This window comes from Mammaliicoccus sp. G-M28, from assembly GCF_022386595.1.
Taxonomy (GTDB): domain Bacteria; phylum Bacillota; class Bacilli; order Staphylococcales; family Staphylococcaceae; genus Mammaliicoccus; species Mammaliicoccus fleurettii.
In genome coordinates, this window is record NZ_JAJNIF010000002.1 from 256,789 (window position 1) to 275,162 (window position 18,374).

17 protein-coding genes are annotated in these 18,374 nt (G+C 32.4%); 1 reads left to right on the plus strand and 16 read right to left on the minus strand.

Features of this window, described 5'->3' with window-relative positions; all coding sequences use genetic code 11:
• Positions 1-38: 38 nt before the first annotated feature.
• The 3 genes from gap to LQ609_RS03145 all read right to left on the minus strand — a co-directional run bounded on the left by gap (position 39) and on the right by LQ609_RS03145 (position 2,512).
• Complete coding sequence (gene gap, locus LQ609_RS03135) at positions 39-1,049, minus strand: type I glyceraldehyde-3-phosphate dehydrogenase (RefSeq protein ID WP_078357410.1); 1,011 nt, start codon at positions 1,047-1,049, stop codon at positions 39-41.
• 50 nt (positions 1,050-1,099) lie between these two features.
• Entirely contained in the window at positions 1,100-2,116 is a 1,017-nt protein-coding gene (locus LQ609_RS03140) for a sugar-binding transcriptional regulator (protein WP_078357409.1), read from the minus strand.
• Positions 2,117-2,266: 150 nt separating this feature from the next.
• Positions 2,267-2,512, minus strand: coding sequence for a glutaredoxin family protein (locus LQ609_RS03145; RefSeq protein WP_078357408.1), 246 nt, complete (start codon positions 2,510-2,512; stop codon positions 2,267-2,269).
• A gap of 442 nt (positions 2,513-2,954) precedes the next feature.
• Between LQ609_RS03145 and clpP the strand changes: the two genes are divergently transcribed.
• Positions 2,955-3,545, plus strand: a complete 591-nt coding sequence (gene clpP / locus LQ609_RS03150) for an ATP-dependent Clp endopeptidase proteolytic subunit ClpP (protein WP_078357407.1) — start codon at positions 2,955-2,957, stop codon at positions 3,543-3,545.
• A gap of 187 nt (positions 3,546-3,732) precedes the next feature.
• Here clpP and whiA read toward each other — a convergent pair whose 3' ends face one another.
• From whiA to LQ609_RS03215, 13 genes are all read right to left on the minus strand, one after another.
• Entirely contained in the window at positions 3,733-4,674 is a 942-nt protein-coding gene (gene whiA / locus LQ609_RS03155) for a DNA-binding protein WhiA (protein ID WP_078357406.1), read from the minus strand.
• 133 nt (positions 4,675-4,807) lie between these two features.
• On the minus strand, positions 4,808-4,957 hold the full coding sequence (locus LQ609_RS03160) for a hypothetical protein (protein ID WP_170167672.1): 150 nt from the start codon (positions 4,955-4,957) through the stop codon (positions 4,808-4,810).
• A gap of 127 nt (positions 4,958-5,084) precedes the next feature.
• The gene (locus LQ609_RS03165; RefSeq protein ID WP_078357405.1) at positions 5,085-6,071 is read right to left on the minus strand and encodes a gluconeogenesis factor YvcK family protein; all 987 of its coding nucleotides are present in this window, start codon (positions 6,069-6,071) and stop codon (positions 5,085-5,087) included.
• Positions 6,068-6,973 carry an RNase adapter RapZ gene (gene rapZ, locus LQ609_RS03170; protein ID WP_078357404.1) on the minus strand — a complete coding sequence of 302 codons (906 nt, stop codon included), beginning with the start codon at positions 6,971-6,973 and terminating at the stop codon, positions 6,068-6,070. Before rapZ ends, LQ609_RS03165 begins: the two co-directional genes overlap by 4 nt.
• Before the next feature lie 684 nt (positions 6,974-7,657).
• The gene (trxB, locus tag LQ609_RS03175; protein ID WP_078357403.1) at positions 7,658-8,605 is read right to left on the minus strand and encodes a thioredoxin-disulfide reductase; all 948 of its coding nucleotides are present in this window, start codon (positions 8,603-8,605) and stop codon (positions 7,658-7,660) included.
• Between the two features lie 63 nt (positions 8,606-8,668).
• Positions 8,669-10,042: a tetratricopeptide repeat protein gene (locus tag LQ609_RS03180; protein ID WP_239719922.1), complete on the minus strand. Its 1,374-nt coding sequence runs from the start codon at positions 10,040-10,042 to the stop codon at positions 8,669-8,671.
• 71 nt (positions 10,043-10,113) lie between these two features.
• Entirely contained in the window at positions 10,114-10,596 is a 483-nt protein-coding gene (locus LQ609_RS03185) for an acyltransferase (RefSeq protein ID WP_107508976.1), read from the minus strand.
• 18 nt (positions 10,597-10,614) lie between these two features.
• Entirely contained in the window at positions 10,615-11,433 is an 819-nt protein-coding gene (gene lgt, locus LQ609_RS03190; protein WP_078357400.1) for a prolipoprotein diacylglyceryl transferase, read from the minus strand.
• The gene (hprK, locus tag LQ609_RS03195) at positions 11,433-12,365 is read right to left on the minus strand and encodes an HPr(Ser) kinase/phosphatase (RefSeq protein ID WP_078357399.1); all 933 of its coding nucleotides are present in this window, start codon (positions 12,363-12,365) and stop codon (positions 11,433-11,435) included. The genes lgt and hprK overlap by 1 nt, the downstream gene beginning before the upstream one ends.
• A gap of 473 nt (positions 12,366-12,838) precedes the next feature.
• Entirely contained in the window at positions 12,839-13,165 is a 327-nt protein-coding gene (locus LQ609_RS03200; protein WP_107508977.1) for an SHOCT-like domain-containing protein, read from the minus strand.
• Positions 13,166-13,181: 16 nt separating this feature from the next.
• The gene (gene uvrA / locus LQ609_RS03205) at positions 13,182-16,016 is read right to left on the minus strand and encodes an excinuclease ABC subunit UvrA (RefSeq protein ID WP_078357397.1); all 2,835 of its coding nucleotides are present in this window, start codon (positions 16,014-16,016) and stop codon (positions 13,182-13,184) included.
• A gap of 5 nt (positions 16,017-16,021) precedes the next feature.
• Positions 16,022-18,004 (minus strand): excinuclease ABC subunit UvrB, encoded by a 1,983-nt coding sequence (uvrB, locus tag LQ609_RS03210; RefSeq protein ID WP_107508979.1) that lies wholly within the window; start codon positions 18,002-18,004, stop codon positions 16,022-16,024.
• Between the two features lie 132 nt (positions 18,005-18,136).
• Positions 18,137-18,367 (minus strand): DUF2198 family protein, encoded by a 231-nt coding sequence (locus tag LQ609_RS03215; RefSeq protein ID WP_078357395.1) that lies wholly within the window; start codon positions 18,365-18,367, stop codon positions 18,137-18,139.
• Between the last annotated feature and the right edge of the window lie 7 nt (positions 18,368-18,374).

The following is an 18,374-nucleotide window of genomic DNA, read 5'->3' on the forward strand; positions in this document are numbered from 1 at the left end:
TACTTATAAGCATAACCTATTTAGTTCATTTATTTAAATTATTTGTTAGCTTGAGCTGCTAAATATTCTAAAGTACGAACTAATTGTGAAGTGTAAGACATTTCATTGTCATACCAAGATACAGTTTTAACTAATTGACGATCTCCAACAGTCATTACACGAGTTTGAGTTGCATCGAATAATGAACCGTAAGTGATACCAATGATATCAGAAGATACGATTTCATCTTCAGTGTAACCGAATGAATCATTTGTAGCATTTTTCATTGCTGCATTGATTTCTTCTACTGAAACTTCTTTGTCTAATACTGCAGTTAATTCAGTTACTGAACCAGTTGCTACTGGTACACGTTGAGCTGATCCATCTAATTTACCTTTTAATTCTGGAATTACTAAGCCGATAGCTTTAGCAGCACCAGTTGAGTTAGGTACGATGTTTTGAGCCGCAGCACGAGCACGACGGAAGTCACCTTTAGAATGTGGAGCGTCTAAAGTATTTTGGTCACCAGTGTATGCGTGGATAGTCATCATTAAACCTTCTACGATACCGTATTGATCATTTAATACTTTAGCCATTGGAGCTAAACAGTTAGTTGTACAAGATGCACCAGAAACGATTTCTTCTGAACCATCTAATTCGTCATGGTTAACGTTATAAACGATAGTTTTTAAATCGCCTGAAGCTGGAGCTGAAATTAATACTTTTTTAGCACCTGCATCGATGTGAGCTGAAGCTTTTTCTTTGTCAGCGAAGAAACCAGTACATTCTAATACTACGTCGATATCTAAATCGCCCCATGGTAATTCTTTAGGGTTAGGATTTTCGAAAGTTTTGATTTCTTTACCGTTTACGCGGAATCCGCCTTCGATAACTTCTACTTCGTCTTTGAAACGGCCTTGTGTAGAATCATATTTTAATAAATGAGCTAACATTGCGTCATCTGTTAAATCGTTGATTGCTACTACTTCGATGTTTTCTACTTCTTGTAATCTTCTAAATGCTAAACGACCTATTCTGCCAAATCCATTAATTGCTACTTTAGTTGCCATTATTGATGGCCTCCTTTATATTTGTTATTTCAAAAAGGCGATTAAACCTTTTATTCCAAGTTAATCATTGCTTTTGCAGCACCTTCATCTGTTATAAGGATAGTATTCTTAGGTGCTATCTCAAGATAAGCCTTAATAGCTTCTGCTTTAGAAGCACCCCCTGCTACTGCAAAAATATTTGTCTTAGTTGCTAAATCTTCTAGTTGCAAACCGATTGTTTTAACGCGATGTACGACTTCACCTTTGGAATTAAAATAATATCCAAAAGCTTCTCCGACTGCATGATGATGTTTCAATTGGCTTAATACTTCTTCTGATGTTTTTCTTCTTTGTGCCATCTTCAGCGCATCACCAATACCGTGAATTATAAAATCTGAATGACGTATTGCATCAAGCACCTCTATTACTGCAGGTTCTGTCAACAACGTTTCATACGAACTTTCACTTACTTGGTCAGGAACATACAAGACCTTATACGACCCACCTGTTCGATTTGCCATACTTGCACAAATTGTATTAGCCTGGAATACTACGTTTTCTCCCAAACCACCACGCGCTGGCGTGAACAAAATGTCTTTATTCAATGGATGTAATGACTCACTAACTCTAGCCATTGTTGAACCACCCGTTACTGAAACTGAAGCTCGATCATACAATGACTGTTCTAGTAGTTCTGCTGTAACATTACCCATTTCTGCTTTAACCATCTCATCTGAATCCGAATTACCTCTCACTATATGTGCTTTCACACCATATCGATTAAATATTTCATCCTCAATATGATTAAAGCTAGAATAAAGTGTTAAATAATGTGATAACGAAGAAAGAATTTGTTCACCTGTTTCGGTCAATTTCATGCCTGTTGATTGAACGCTGAGTAAATCTTGTTGTTTTAACATTTCAATTTCAGTTCTCAATACCCGTTCAGTAATATTCATAACATCACTTAACGATCTTCGACCAATAGGTTGTTTCTTCTCAATCGTCGATAAGATATTAAAGCGTCGATACATCTTGTCAATCAAGTCAGGAACGAGTCTATGTTGTACCTTTAATAAATCTTCCATAAACAAGTCGCCTCCTCTAAGATTAACAGATGGGCATAATCTAACCTAGGTTAGACGTTTTTCGTCCCATGCGGGTCAAAAAAATAATATCTGTTTACAGTTTTATAATACACCCATGACTATAAGATTGCAAGATAAATGCGTTACTCTTTATTTCAATTCATCATACGCCTCAATCAATGTAACAAAATCCACGTTTCCTTCTTGTAAGACAACACCGTTATACTCAACTACTGGTACTCTAAGCATATATTTTTCATGTAATGTATCATCTTCTTCTATATTAATAGTAACAATTTTAATTTCATGATCATATTCATCTCTGAAAAAATCTAATTGTATTTTTGCATCGTCACATAAACCGCAATTTGAACCAATATAAAATTTGATATCCATAAAATCATCCTTCGTTATAATAAGCCTCCCCGAGACGAATCGAACGCCCATTTCAAGAACCGGAATCTTGCGTGTTATCCTTTACACTACGGAGAGATAAATCTTAATTATTAATTTATAATCACTTAACATCTTACGAATATAATAGTAGTATCAACTATAAGGAGTGAAGAATTATGACCACTAATCAAGCAGAAAACATCATTCGAAAAAGATGTGAACATTTTAATATGCAAGTCACTCAAATTCACTGCACTCAGCTTGTTGATTACGGAAACTATTATATCATTTATGCAAACATTGACAACATTTGTCGCAAATTTCCTGTGTATAAATCAGCTATTTAAGTTATAATATTCATCAGTAGGTCATATATTTTGACCATGTTTGACTTTATAGTGTATGATATGGTCATTAAGATATTCAAAGGAGGATTTAACTGATGAATTTAATACCAACAGTTATAGAAACAACAAATCGTGGGGAACGCGCTTATGATATTTACTCACGTTTATTGAAAGACCGCATTATTATGTTAGGATCAGCTATTGATGACAATGTAGCGAACTCAATCGTATCACAATTGTTATTTTTACAAGCACAAGATTCTGAGAAAGACATTTATTTATATATTAACTCACCAGGCGGAAGTGTAACAGCTGGTTTTGCTATTTATGATACAATTCAACATATTAAACCAGATGTACAAACAATTTGTATCGGTATGGCAGCATCAATGGGTTCATTCCTATTATCAGCTGGTGCAAAAGGTAAACGTTTCGCATTACCTAACAGTGAAGTGATGATTCACCAACCATTAGGTGGCGCACAAGGACAAGCTACAGAAATTGAAATCGCAGCTCGTCACATTTTACGTACTCGTGAAAAATTAAACAAAATTTTATCTGAAAGAACTGGACAACCAATTGAAAAAATTGAAAAAGACACAGATCGTGATAACTTCTTAACAGCTGATGAAGCTAAAGAATACGGTTTAATCGATGATGTAATGCATCCAGAAGATATGAAATAAATTTAATATACAAAAAACACCCGAAACTTAAGTTTTGGGTGTTTTTTTGTAGTTTAGCGAAATTAATCTACGTCTTGACTCTTTTTAAAATTTGCAAATTCTGATTAACTAACATCTTGCTAAGGTCATTAATTCTATATTAAAAAGTCCAGGCAATCGACTATGTCTGGGCTTTTTTCTTATTAGCTTATTTTATTGTTTCGCCGCTTCTAATTTTATCTGCCATTTCATTGAGTTTACGTAGTCTATGGTTTATACCTGATTTAGATATTTTTCCTGTACTCACCATTTCTCCTAATTCTTTGATAGATACATCTTGGTTATCTATTCTTAATTTCGCTACTTCTCGTAACCGATCCGGTAAATTATCGATTCCAATTTCTTTATCTATAAGTTTAATGCTTTCTACTTGTTTCATTGCAGCACTTACTGTTTTATTTAAATTAGCTGTTTCGCAATTAACTAATCTATTTACAGAATTTCTCATGTCACGAATAATTCTAACATCTTCAAATTTAAGTAATGCTTGATATCCGCCAATTAAGCTTAAAAAGTCAGCTATTTTTTCTGCTTCTTTTAAATAACTGATATAACCTTTTTTACGTTCTAACTGTTTAGCGTTTAAACCATATTGATTCATTAATGCTGTTAAATCCGCTGAATGTTCTTCATATAATGAAAAAATTTCAAGGTGATAAGAAGATGTTTCTGGATTATTCACCGATCCTCCTGCTAAAAACGCACCTCTTAAGTAACTTCTTTTACAACAATCTTTTTGTAAAATATCTTTATCTATTTCTTGTTTAAACATACCTTCTTGTAGTATACCTAACTCATCTAATATTTCTTTAGCTTTTACTTTTATTCTACTGATATATATATTATTTTTTTTAAGTTTCATTTTCTTTCTTACTAATAATTCTACTTCCACTCCGAAGCATTTTTTTATGAGCGAAAATATACGGCGTGCTATCGCTGCATTTTCAGTTTGTACATTTATGACAAATTGTTGATTAGAAATACTCAAATTCCCATTCATTCTAATCAAAGCTGAAAGTTCTGCTTTTGCGCAACAGTCATCTACTTCAATTCTTGTTAATTCATTTTTCATTTCTGAAGCAAAGCTCACAGCAGATCATCCTTTCTTAATTTATATGTACATAAAAATAATGATATGCCGAAAGACATATCATACGTTTTGTATCTATTTTATCTTACATGGAATAGCCGGGCGTATCAAGTTTTTCAACTTATACAATTGATTATTTTTTTGTAGCCTCTTTGATTACACCAAATAACAACATTATTAAACCAATTATTAAGAAACTTATACCTATTTGTTGATTTGCAATTAAACCAATAAGCAGAAATATACAACCTATTAATACCATCATGATTTGAACATTCTTCATCAATGATCACCTCTTTTTGAAAGCTCTTACATTGATTCTACTTTATTTCTATATAAAAATATAGAGCGCGGGACAGAAATCTCATTCTAAAAAAAGATGTCATTATCCTACCCTCTATATTTCAAATTTATTTGTCTATCTTATATTGTATTGTACTAATTTCTCGTAAAGCTATTTCGTATATAAGTTGAGCAAGCACTTTATTATTATGTCTAATATATTGATGAGGCGTAATGCTCACTAAATTATTGTCGTGTATGCATTGTACACCCATCTCTTTTAATTTATCTCCATCAAAATGAACTTGCTTTGCATCTTCTTCTTCATATCTCATTAAAATATCTTTATTAAAGCGTTCATTTTGACAGATTACAAAATCGATAAATTCTTGGCCAACATGATCATGAATAGCTTTCACGTGGTCACTAACTGAATATCCAGTTGTTTCACCTTTTTGAGTCATAAGATTACATACATATAACCTTTCAGCATCAGTATGTATAATAGCGTCTTTAACTTTATCTAAAATCAAATTAGGTATTATACTTGTATATAGTGATCCTGGTCCCATAACGATTAAATCCGCTTCTTCTATTGCATCAATGGCTTCTTTCATTGGTTCGATATCTTCAGGTGTTAAAAAGACTTTTTCAATTTTTTTAGATGTTTTAGGGATATTAGATTCCCCTACTATAATTTCACCATCAGACATTACTGCATTTAATACAACACTTTTAGTTGTTGATGGAATGACTTGGCCTTTAATATTTAATATTTTGCTTAACTCTTTAACTGCATGACCAAAATCATCCGTAATATTTGTCATTGCTGCTAATAATAAATTTCCTATTGAATGTCCACCAAATTTTTCTTCTTCAAAACGATGTTGAAAAAGTTCTTCTAACATAGGTTCAGTGTCACTTAGAGCTGCCAGCACATTTCTTATATCTCCAGGAGCAGGTATATCCATCACATCACGAATTCTACCTGTACTACCACCATCATCTGCAACCGTTACGATGGCTGTAATATCTATTGGAAACTGTTTCAGTCCTCTCGCTAAAACAGAAAGACCTGTTCCGCCTCCAATTAATACAACTTTTAATTTTTTCATTTTTTCTTTTTACTTTCAATATGTGCATCGCGATGTGACGTATACACAGCATAGTCAAAGTTTTCTTTAATATCTTCTCCTAAACGTTTTGCAAGTGCGACAGATCTATGTTGACCACCTGTACAACCAATTGCAATTGTTAATTGAGATTTACCTTCTTTTTTGTAGCCTGGCAACATAAACATTAATAGGTCACTAAACTTTTTATAAAATGTATTTGTTTCTTTCCATTTCATAACGTACTGATAAACTTCGTCATCTAATCCAGTCAACGGTCTTAATTCTTGTACATAATATGGGTTAGGTAGAAATCTTACATCAAATACGATATCCGCATCAATCGGCATTCCGTGTTTGAAACCGAAACTTAACACCCTTACTTGGAATGTTGTAGAAGGATCTTTTTCAAATGTTGCATTCAACTCTTCTTTCAAAGCTTTCGGTTTCATTTCAGTCGTATCTATTACGAAATTGCTTATACCTTTAATATCATTCAAGAGATCTCTTTCTTCTTCAATAGCAGATAATAAGCTACCCTTTTCACTTAAAGGATGGGTTCTTCTCGTTTCTTTATATCTTGAAATTAATTTTTTATCACTTGCTTCTAAAAATATAATATCTACGATAACTCTTTTTTCACTTTGTATAAAATCCAATTCTTTTCTTAAGTCACCAAAGAAATCTTTACCTCTTAAATCAATTCCAATTGCCACTTTTGATAAAGAAGGGTTACCTTGATCCATTAAATCAACAAACTTTTGTAATAAAATTGGAGGTAAATTATCAACGCAAAAATATCCTAAATCTTCTAATGCTTGTAATGCGACAGATTTCCCCGCACCAGACATACCAGTAACTACAAGCAATTCATTTTTTACATTACTTTTGTCGGTAAGTTGCATAGCACTTCTCCTTTAACTATCATATGTATCTTAATCTTACATGATAATGCTATAAAAAACATTAAATAAATGGTCTATTTAAATGTATACCCGCCTTTTTAAACTATATCAAGTAAAGGAAAAATCATACATAAAAAGTGCTTGGGATTTAAATCCTAACTCAAAATAAATAAGCATATCTTACGATTTTGTACGTGCATGCTTGCCTAGGGGTATGGCTCGAGCCTGTAGTCTCTCACTCATACTATTCCCTCAGGCGTCCGCACTACAAAATCGTTGTAAATATCTATTTTTTATAAAATCTTACGATTTTGTTCGTGCATGCTTGCCTAGGGGTATGGCTCGAGCCTGTAGTCTCTCACGCATACTTTTCCCTCAGGCGTCAGCACTTACAAAATCGTTGGAAATATTTATTTTTATATAGAAAACAGGTGTCTCTAAGAGTTAGCTAAATGATTATCATTAAAATACTAGGATATTTATGTCAAAGGCAATTAATCTTAAGTGTCTGTAGTCACATAAGTTGAGAAAAGTGTAAACATGGATATCTGTATTCACACAAGTCGAAAGAAGTGTAAGCATGCGCATAAAAAATGCCAACAAAGTCTATAGTTGCCACAATGATTTTCATAAAAAATAAAAGCAGGAATTCAATTTTAATAATGAATTCCTGCTCTTTATAAATTATATTAATTGTTCTTCGTCTTCAAGTGATTCAATATATGCTTGTGCATTTTGTGCTGCAATACTACCATCACCAGTTGCTGTAACGATTTGACGTAATGTTTTTTCACGAACATCGCCTGCTGCATATACACCAGGTACGTTAGTTTCCATTTCGTCATTTGTTTCAATATAACCGTTCTCATTCAATATACCTAATGATTCAAATGGTTTAGTCAATGGTTTCATACCAATATAAATAAACACACCATCAGCTTGATGTTCTGTTTCAGTACCATCTTCAGTAGAAACTAAAGTAACAGATCCTACTTTACCATCTTTTTCATTGATTGTTTTTAATGTTGTGTTCCAAATAAAATCAATTTTTTCATTTTTAAATGCACGGTCTTGAATGATTTTTTGAGCTCTTAACTCATCTCTTCTATGAACGATTGTAACTTTGTCAGCGAATTTAGTTAAGAATATGCCTTCTTCTACTGCTGAGTCTCCGCCACCAATTACATATAAGTTCTTACCTTTAAAGAATGCACCGTCACATACTGCACAATAACTTACACCACGGCCACCTAGTTCTTGTTCACCTGGAACGCCGATTTTTTTGTATTCTGCACCTGTTGCAATAATGATAGCGTGCGCTGTTAATGATTTGTCTCCCATATTAACAACTTTATAAGAACCTTTATCTTCTATATTTTTTATGTCCCCATATTCATATTTAGCACCAAATTTTTGGGCATGTGTAAACATTTTAGTTGATAAATCTGGACCTGTAATTAAATCAAATCCTGGGAAGTTTTCTACATCTTCTGTATTTGCCATTTGTCCACCTGGCATACCGCGCTCTATCATTACAGTTGATAAATTTGCTCTTGAAGCATAAACAGCAGCTGTCATTCCTGCAGGGCCTGCTCCAACTATAATTACATCATAATCTACTTGTGTAGTCATCTATAAACTGCCTCCTCTTATTAATTCAGTAGAATTGTACATCAATATTTTTATTAAGTATAACTATATGCTCACTATAGCATCGATTGCTTTATTTAAGCGATACGTCGTTATATTGAATGAATTTTTAATTTCTTTTTTTGTTACTTTTATATTTAACATTTTCAAATAAATATAAACTGAGGCTGCTACATAATGATCAACTTGTTCTATTGATTCATTATCTGCTATTAACATCTCAGCATGCTCAATCCATGATACAAATAATTCTTTCCCATAATGTTGATATTCTGATTGTTCAATGAGTTTCATACCTTTATCAATAAAACCTAATTTATTAAGATGCAGATTTTGAAAAGTATACGTTATATATAACCTTTCATAGTCAGGTAGACTTTCTAAGACTTCCCATAATTCATGTGACATTACAAGTTCACGGTGCTTCATATGACCTATTAAAAATATGCCATACAATCTATACCTGTAGTCTTCATCTTTTAATAACGGTAATACATGGCTATCTAACATTTCTTTAAGTTCATCAATTTTCCAAGGTGGTAATTGACTATGATATTGTACACTATCTTCAAATTTTTGCCAATGTCTTTTTGCTTCTTCTTCAAAGCCTAAATGGTAGTAGTTATAACTTAATGCATGATGAAGTTGTGGCATTGAAGCTTGTGCTTTTTTCAAAAGTGGAACGAGCAACTCATTTGAAGGCTTGTGTCTTCCTAAATAGCTTAGAACAACACCTAACTTGAAGGATTCCTCATCGTTAATTGGATGTAATTTACTTAATTGCTTTAAATATTGTTGAAAGCGTTCTAACTGTTCCGTATTGTATAACAATAAAGTCATATGACATAAAGCATATATATCTGACGGATTATCTTCCAATATCGTTTGAAGTAACGCTTCAGCCTCTTCATATTGATTATTATAAAGCATCGACATCGCTTTTAAATTCATGATATGTTTGTCTTCTTGAATTGTTGCACGTTGTCTTTCTATATAATCATTTGCTTCTTGTAGCCTACCATTTGCAAATAAATATTGAAAAATATGTTGAATTACAAATCTTTCAGCCTCTTCTTCAACGACCGTTTGATTATCATACTTCACTTCGAACATTTGAATCATTTCTTCAAAATAATCTTGATCATCTTCTTCTGTTACATAGCGAAGCCCAAATAAAAATGCTTTATTAGGTTCGTTCGTCTTTATAAACATTTGACTCAAATAAAAATAATAATCTGTAACATAATTATCTTTTGCTATTTGATCATACATCATTTCTTCTGCTCTTGTAGTTTGGTTAAGTTCCACTAGACACTCAGTATAAGGTGGTATAATTACAAAATCATCAGGTGATTGTTCAAGTGCTTTTTTAAATAAAGACTCAGCATATACATATTCTTGTTCTCTCATTTTTTCCATTGCCTTATGATAGTAAAAGTCTTTATCAAACTTTACATGTATTATATTTGAATTGTCTCCCAACGATTAACTCACCACCTCTGTTTAAGTTGCATAGGATTACCATATGCCATCATGCCATCGGGAACGTCTTTCGTAACGATTGTCCCACTAGCAATAGCCGCATTATTCCCTATATTAACACCTGCTAGTACCGTTGCATTTGCTCCGATTAATACATTGTTCCCTATATTCACATTCCCAATTCTATATTCTTCTACTAAATATTCATGACATAGAATGGTAGCGTTGTAACCTATAATACAATTTTCACCGATTGTGATTAACTCTGGATACATGATGTCAGGTGTAGCTTTAAATGCAAAAGCTGTCTCTTGACCAATTTTCATATTCAACCCTTTTCTGTATATAAAATGCTTCCATTTAACACTCGGCATATATCTACTAAGTTCAATGATAATAACATTTTTCAAAACTTTTATAAAACGTATTGTTTCGTACATTTTCCATAATGGGTTTGCCCCAGATACTTTTTTAGTTTTTAATGCTCTCACATAAACACTTCTTTCAGTTTAGTTATGATAATAACCTTTAACATCTCTGAATTTTTTCGGATTATAACGTATTCTTCTATAAATAATACATGCTATTGAAACTACAATGATAACAATCGAAATCACTTGAGCGATTCTCAAGCTTTCTGTAAGCATTAAACTATCCGTTCTTAAACCTTCAATAAAGAACCTACCAATTGAATAATAAATTAAATAAGCAAAGAAAGTCTCACCAATTTTCAATTGTGGACGTATTAATAATAATAAAATAAAACCAACTATATTCCAGACAGATTCGTATAAGAATGTTGGATGATAATAAATACCATCTATTTGCATATGGTTAATTATAAATTCTGGTATATGTAAATCTTCAAGGAAACTACGTGATACAGGACCACCATGTGCTTCTTGATTCATGAAATTTCCCCATCTACCAATAGCTTGTGCCAATATAATACTTGGTGCCACAATATCAACCATTTGGAAAAATGATAAATTTTTCATTCTACATATTATGAATCCAGTTATAAACGCTCCAATTAACCCACCATGAATTGCAATTCCGCCGTTCATAATAAGTGGTATCTCTACTAAATGCTGACTATAATAACCCCACTCAAATGCTACATAATAAATCCTTGCGCATATTATTGCCATAACAACGCACCAAATAATTAAATCAATTAATGTTTCTTCCTTTATTCCAACTTTTTTCGCCGTTCTTTGAGCTAATAGATAGCCGATTAAGATACCTGAAGCAATAATGATGCCATACCATCTTATTGCTAGAGGTCCTAATTGTACCGCTACTGGGTCAATACCTAACACACCCATTATTCATTCTCCTTACGTGCATTTTTCAAAATTTCTGCATTAAGTCGATTATTAAATTCCTCTGCCGTATTAATACCCATGTTGTTTAATCGATAATTCATTGCAGCAACTTCGATAATAACAGCTAAGTTTCTACCCGGTCTAACAGGAATGGTTTTCTTAGTAATCTTAGAATCTAATATTTTTAAAGTTTCTTCATTTAATCCAACTCGGTCATAAATCTTTTCTTTATTCCAAGTTTCAAGATTAATATTCAGCTTAATTCTTTTCTCCATTAATATAGATCCAGCTCCAAATAAAGTCATAACATTAATAATGCCAAGGCCTCTTATTTCAAGCAGATGTTCAATTATTTTTGGTGCTTTCCCAATTAGTTCATTCTTATTAATTTCTTTAATTTCGACATTATCATCTGCTACAAGTCTGTGACCACGTTTTACAAGTTCTAGTGCAGTTTCACTTTTACCAACACCACTATCTCCTGTAATAAGAACACCAACACCATACACATCAACTAATACACCATGTAAAGAAGTTTCAGGAGCTAATTCTCTTTCTAAATATCCTGTTACTTGCCCCATTAATTTCGTCGTTGAAGATTCACTTTTTAGAAGCGGTGTATTGGTCTCATTACAACTTTGGATTAATTCTTCTGGAGCATCTAATCCACGCGTAATAATAATTGCTGGTGTTTCAGGACGACATAATTTAGCCATTCTACCTTGTTTTTCTTCATCTGGTAATAAATTATAAAAAGATAATTCAGTTGTACCTAATACTTGAATTCGGTCAGATGAGTAATGCGAAAAATACCCCGCCATCTCTAAGCCTGGGCGTGATAAATCAGTCTCAGTTATTTTACGATGTAGTCCTACTTTACCTGCAAGGACTTCCATATTAAATTGTTCTATTAATTTACTACTTGATATCATAGGGTTCACCTCTAGGTTAATATATATTAATTCTAATGAACTTTAACAATAACTGCAATCATTATAAATATTAGGACAGTATCTTTAATAGAACATAATTCTGAGTAATGTCCGTATGAGGTGCTGTTTAAGGAGCACTATTCAGAATTTTGCCAGTTAGAACTTTTTAAGGAGCACTATTCAGAATTTTGCCAGTTAGAACTTTCTAAGGAGCATTATTCGGAATTCTGCTAGTTAGAACTTTTTAAGGAGCACTATTCAGAATTATGCCAGTTAGAGCTTTCTAAGGAGCATTATTCAAAATTTTGCCAGTTAGAACTTTTTAAGGAGCACTATTCAGAATTTTGTCAGTTAGAACTATCTAAGGAGCATTATTTAGTATTCAATACACAAAAATTCTCCCAGTCCATTAAATATATAACAGACTGGGAGAATTTACTTGTGAAAAGGACCAGTGTCCCTTTGATTATTGATTAAATACCAGTATTTTGATCATTATTTTTATTGAATGATCTTATAATATTTTTTAAAGATTCGTCTAGTTGCTGTATTGGGTCTTGGTCAGTTGTTTCTCTATCGTTAAACTGTTTATCAAATTCAGTTTTACCTGATTTAGCAGTTGTTTTAACTTTACTCAACAAATCTTCAAATAAATTTTCTACATTTTCTTTAGATTTACTCGTGAAAGCTGAAGCATTCTTTTGATTATTTGAAGTTGCTTCAAGTAATTTCACCGCTTCATCTACTGTTACTTTACCACTTTCAATAAGGTCTAATATCTTTAATTGTACTTCGTTCATATAATTCCCTCCCGGTTTATGTTCGATCTCTCTCTAGGATCGGTTTTAAATATTTACCAGTATAAGATGCGTCTACTTTCACTATATCTTCTGGTGTTCCAGTTGCGATAATTTCACCACCACCATCTCCACCTTCAGGACCTAAGTCAATGATATAGTCAGCTGTTTTAATGACATCTAAATTATGTTCTATAATTATGACAGAGTCACCATTTTCAACAAGTCTATTCAATACACTTAACAAGCGTTTAATATCATCTACATGCAAACCAGTTGTTGGTTCATCAAGAATGTATAACGACTTACCGTTTGAGCGTCTATGAAGCTCTGATGCTAGTTTAACACGTTGTGCTTCACCGCCTGATAATGTTGTTGCTGGTTGGCCTAATTTAACATATCCTAGACCAACATCAACGATAGTTTTTAACTTTCTATTTATCTTCGGTAAACTTTCAAAAAAGTGATAAGCATCTTCTACAGTCATTTCTAACACATCAGAAATACTTTTTCCTTTGTAAGTTACTTCTAATGTTTCTCTATTATACCTTTTTCCATCACAAACTTCACATGGTACGTATACATCTGGTAGAAAATGCATTTCAATTTTAATAATTCCGTCACCTTTACAAGCTTCACAACGGCCACCTTTAACATTAAAACTAAATCTACCTTTTTGATAGCCTCTAACTTTTGCTTCATTAGTTTGACTAAACACATCTCTAATGTCATCAAACACGCCTGTATATGTTGCTGGATTCGAACGTGGTGTTCTACCAATTGGAGATTGGTCGATGTCTATAATTTTTTCTATTTCTTTAACACCTTTGATAGATTTGTGAGCACCAGGTTTTGTTTTAGTATTATACAATTGTTTTTGTAACCCTTTATATAATACTTCATTTACTAATGAACTTTTACCTGAACCTGAAACACCCGTAACACATGTCAATACTGACAATGGGAAATCCACATCAATATTTTTCAAGTTATTACTTGAAGCACCTTTAACAGATATTTTTCGTTTTGTTATTTTTCTTCGTTCTGAAGGTACAAATACTTTTTCTTTACCACTTAAATATCGACCAGTTAATGAATTTTCATTGTTCATTACTTCTTCTGGTGTACCACTCGCAACAACTTGACCACCTTGGACCCCAGCTTTCGGACCAATATCGACTAAATAATCTGCAGCTTTCATTGTATCTTCATCATGTTCAACAACGATTAAAGTATTACCCATATCTCTCATGGATTTCAATGTATCTATTAAACGATCATTGTCTCTTTGATGAAGCCCAATTGAAGGCTCATCCAACACATATAATACACCAGACAATCTTGATCCAATTTGTGTTGCTAATCTGATACGTTGCGCTTCACCACCTGATAGCGTTCCTGAAGCACGATTCAATGTTAAGTATTCTAAACCAACATTATTTAGGAATGATAATCTTTCATGTATTTCTTTTAAAATCAGTTTAGCAATTTTTTGTTCTCTTTCATCTAAATTCAAATGATCAAAGTGTTCAATTGCATTATAAATTGAATATCTCACAACTTCACCAATATGTTGTCCATCAATTTTAACTGATAAAACTTTTTCATTTAATCGATAGCCATCACATGTTTCACATGTTTTTTCGACCATATATTTTTGCATTACTTCTCTTACGTATTCTGATGGTGAATCATGATAACGTCTTTCAATGTTATTTAACACACCTTCAAAAGCCATTGTTCTCGTTCGATTAGTTTTAACGCCATAATCTTGATTAAATTTAAATTCAATTTCATCTTCATGTCCGCGTAAGATGATGTTCTTTTCTTTTTTAGTTAGCTTATTAAAAGGTTTATCCATATCAATTTTAAAATGTTCACATGCTTGTTTTAATAAAGTTGGATAATAATTCGAACTAATTGGTTGCCAAGGTAATAAAGCTCCCTCATTCAAACTTAAAGTATTATCTGGTACAACTAAATCTATATCTACAGTTAATTTACTACCTAATCCATCACAAGATGGGCAAGCACCAAATGGGTTATTAAATGAGAACATTCTAGGTTCTAATTGATCTACCGAAAATCCACAAATAGGACATGCATGATGTTCAGAAAATTTAATTTCATCACCATCAATAATATCTGCAATTGCATTTCCTTCAGCTAATTCTAATGCTGTTTGTAATGAATCAGCTAATCTCGCTTCTATCCCCGGTTTAATAACCAGTCTATCTATTACAACATCAATTGAATGATTTTTATTTTTATTTAGTTCTGGAACATCGTCTACATCTAAAATATCACCATCAACTTTTAATCTTGCATAACCTTTTTTAGCAATGTCATCGATTAATTTTTTATGCGTACCTTTACGGCCTGAAACTATTGGAGACAGAATTTGTATTTTAGTTCTTTCTTCTAACTCCATAACTTGATCGACCATTTGTTGTACAGTTTGTGATTTAATTTCAATACCATGGTTGGGACAAATTGGTCTACCAACTCTGGCATATAACAATCTTAAATAATCGTATATTTCTGTTACCGTTGCTACCGTTGACCTAGGGTTTTTGCTTGTAGTCTTTTGATCTATTGATATTGCCGGAGATAGACCTTCAATTAAATCTACATCTGGTTTATCCATTTGCCCTAAAAATTGTCTAGCATAGGCACTTAAAGATTCAACATATCTTCTTTGACCTTCAGCATAAATTGTATCAAACGCTAATGATGACTTTCCTGAACCTGATAAACCAGTCATAACAATAAGTTGATCTTTTGGTATTTCAATATCTATATCTTTTAAATTATGTGCTCTTGCACCTTTTACGATGATGGATTTGTTTTTCATCTCAGTCACCTTTCTGCTTTTAATTCAAATAGTATGTCTCGTAATTCAGATGCACGCTCGAAGTCTAAATCCTTCGCTGCATCTTTCATTTCTTTCTCTATGCGCTCGATTGTCTTTTCTCTTTCTTTTTTCGTAAGTTTCTTCGGTGCTTTTTTCTTATCTTTTTCGTTTACTTCATCTGTATCTACAGTTGCTGAGATTACATCGCGAATTTTTTTATTAATTGTTTGTGGTGTAATACCATGTTCTTCGTTATAGGCTTGTTGTGTTTCACGTCTTCTATTAGTTTCATCTAATGCCGTTCTCATTGAATCAGTAATTTTGTCTGCATACATAATTACTTTACCTTTATCATTACGTGCTGCTCGTCCAATTGTTTGTATAAGTGAACGTTCTGATCTTAAGAAACCTTCTTTATCGGCATCTAAAATAGTTACTAATGATACTTCAGGTATATCTAAACCTTCACGAAGCAAGTTTATACCGACTAATACATCATAAACACCCAATCTTAAGTCTCGAATAATTTCTATTCGTTCTAATGTTTTAATTTCAGAGTGTAAGTAATTTACTTTGACACCCGCTTCTTTCAAATAAGTCGTTAAGTCTTCACTCATTTTTTTCGTTAATGTTGTAATTAATACGCGTTCATTTCTTTCGACACGTTCATTAATTTCAGCCATTAAATCATCAATTTGATTTTCACTTGGTCTAACTTCTATTATCGGATCTAACAATCCAGTAGGACGAATGATTTGTTCAACCATTTCATCAGTATGTTCAATTTCATAAGGACCTGGAGTTGCTGAAACGTAAACGAGTTGTTTTGTTTTTTGATCAAATTCTTCAAATTTAAGTGGTCTATTATCTAACGCACTTGGTAGTCTAAATCCATGTTCAACCAAAACACCTTTTCTAGCTTGGTCTCCGTTATACATCCCTCTAATTTGAGGAATCGTAACATGTGATTCATCAATCATAACAAGCCAATCATCACCAAAATAATCCATTAAAGTGTACGGTGTTGACCCTTTAGGTCTTAAAGTTAAATGAACTGAGTAGTTCTCAATTCCTGAGCAAAACCCCATTTCTCTCATCATTTCTAAATCATAATTCGTTCTTTGCTCTAAACGTTGTGCTTCTAATAATTTATTATCTTTTCTAAGATCCTCTAATCGTTCTTTAAGTTCTTTTTCAATACGTTCAATTGCTTCTTTCATCTTTTCTTCACGAGTTACGAAGTGAGATGCCGGATAAAATAAAAAATGCTCTCTTTCAGCAATAACTTCACCCGTTAAATAGTTCACTTCTCTAATTCGGTCAATTTCGTCACCAAAAAATTCAACTCTCACACATAATTCATCTCTTGATGCAGGAAATATTTCAACTACATCTCCTCTTACCCTAAAAGTACCGCGTCTAAAATCGATATCATTTCTTGAATATTGGTTATCGACAAGCTTTCTTAATAATTCATTACGTTCCATTTCCATTCCTACACGTGTACTTACAACTAAATCTTTATATTCTTCTGGGTTACCTAAACCATAAATACAGCTGACACTCGCTATAACAATAACATCATCTCGTTCAAATAATGCACTTGTAGCAGAATGTCGTAATTTATCTATTTCATCATTAATTGATGCATCTTTTTCTATGAATGTATCTGTTTGAGGTACATATGCTTCTGGTTGATAATAATCATAATAACTTACAAAGTATTCAACTCTATTTTCAGGAAAGAATTCTTTAAACTCACTATATAATTGGCCAGCCAATGTTTTATTATGTGCAATTATAAGTGTTGGTTTTCCAACTTCTTTAATAACATTACTCATAGTGAACGTTTTACCTGTTCCTGTTGCACCTAATAATGTTTGATGTCTTTTTCCATCTTTTATACCTTTAACGAGTGATTTTATTGCTTCAGGTTGATCTCCTTGAGGTGAATAATCTGAATGTATTTTAAAAGGATAATGCTGCATAGTAACCTCCTTAAATTTTGTAATATATAAATATATTTTATCAAAAATTTGTAAAAATGACCAAACATTTGTTCGTTTAATTGTTTATTAAATACAAATAAGAGGAAAAATCATATTGATTAATCCTCTTTTCTATCTTGATTCAATTTTATCGATTTCGAGTGAATCCACTATATAAAAACCTATTACTAAACTTACAACATCTAATAGGATAATCACTTCATCATTAAAGAAGCCTTTATAAACAGAAACACCAATTATTATACTGGATACGAGTAATCCAATCCATTTATTTTGAGCAATTTGTGTAAAAATAATAACCATTAAACAAGGGAGAAACAAAGCTAGAATCGGCCAAATCATTCAACTC

Coding starts and splice junctions, on each gene's coding strand:
- gap (WP_078357410.1), bottom strand. CDS start 1,049: ATGGCAACTAAAGTAGCAATTAATGGATTTGGCAGAATAGGTCGTTTA.
- LQ609_RS03160 (WP_170167672.1), bottom strand. CDS start 4,957: ATGAAGAATGTTCAAATCATGATGGTATTAATAGGTTGTATATTTCTG.
- uvrA (WP_078357397.1), bottom strand. CDS start 16,016: ATGAAAAACAAATCCATCATCGTAAAAGGTGCAAGAGCACATAATTTA.
- hprK (WP_078357399.1), bottom strand. CDS start 12,365: ATGATATCAAGTAGTAAATTAATAGAACAATTTAATATGGAAGTCCTT.
- rapZ (WP_078357404.1), bottom strand. CDS start 6,973: ATGCAACTTACCGACAAAAGTAATGTAAAAAATGAATTGCTTGTAGTT.
- LQ609_RS03165 (WP_078357405.1), bottom strand. CDS start 6,071: ATGAAAAAATTAAAAGTTGTATTAATTGGAGGCGGAACAGGTCTTTCT.
- LQ609_RS03215 (WP_078357395.1), bottom strand. CDS start 18,367: ATGATTTGGCCGATTCTAGCTTTGTTTCTCCCTTGTTTAATGGTTATT.
- uvrB (WP_107508979.1), bottom strand. CDS start 18,004: ATGCAGCATTATCCTTTTAAAATACATTCAGATTATTCACCTCAAGGA.
- trxB (WP_078357403.1), bottom strand. CDS start 8,605: ATGACTACACAAGTAGATTATGATGTAATTATAGTTGGAGCAGGCCCT.
- LQ609_RS03145 (WP_078357408.1), bottom strand. CDS start 2,512: ATGGATATCAAATTTTATATTGGTTCAAATTGCGGTTTATGTGACGAT.
- LQ609_RS03200 (WP_107508977.1), bottom strand. CDS start 13,165: ATGAACGAAGTACAATTAAAGATATTAGACCTTATTGAAAGTGGTAAA.
- LQ609_RS03180 (WP_239719922.1), bottom strand. CDS start 10,042: ATGGAAAAAATGAGAGAACAAGAATATGTATATGCTGAGTCTTTATTT.
- clpP (WP_078357407.1), top strand. CDS start 2,955: ATGAATTTAATACCAACAGTTATAGAAACAACAAATCGTGGGGAACGC.
- lgt (WP_078357400.1), bottom strand. CDS start 11,433: ATGGGTGTGTTAGGTATTGACCCAGTAGCGGTACAATTAGGACCTCTA.
- LQ609_RS03140 (WP_078357409.1), bottom strand. CDS start 2,116: ATGGAAGATTTATTAAAGGTACAACATAGACTCGTTCCTGACTTGATT.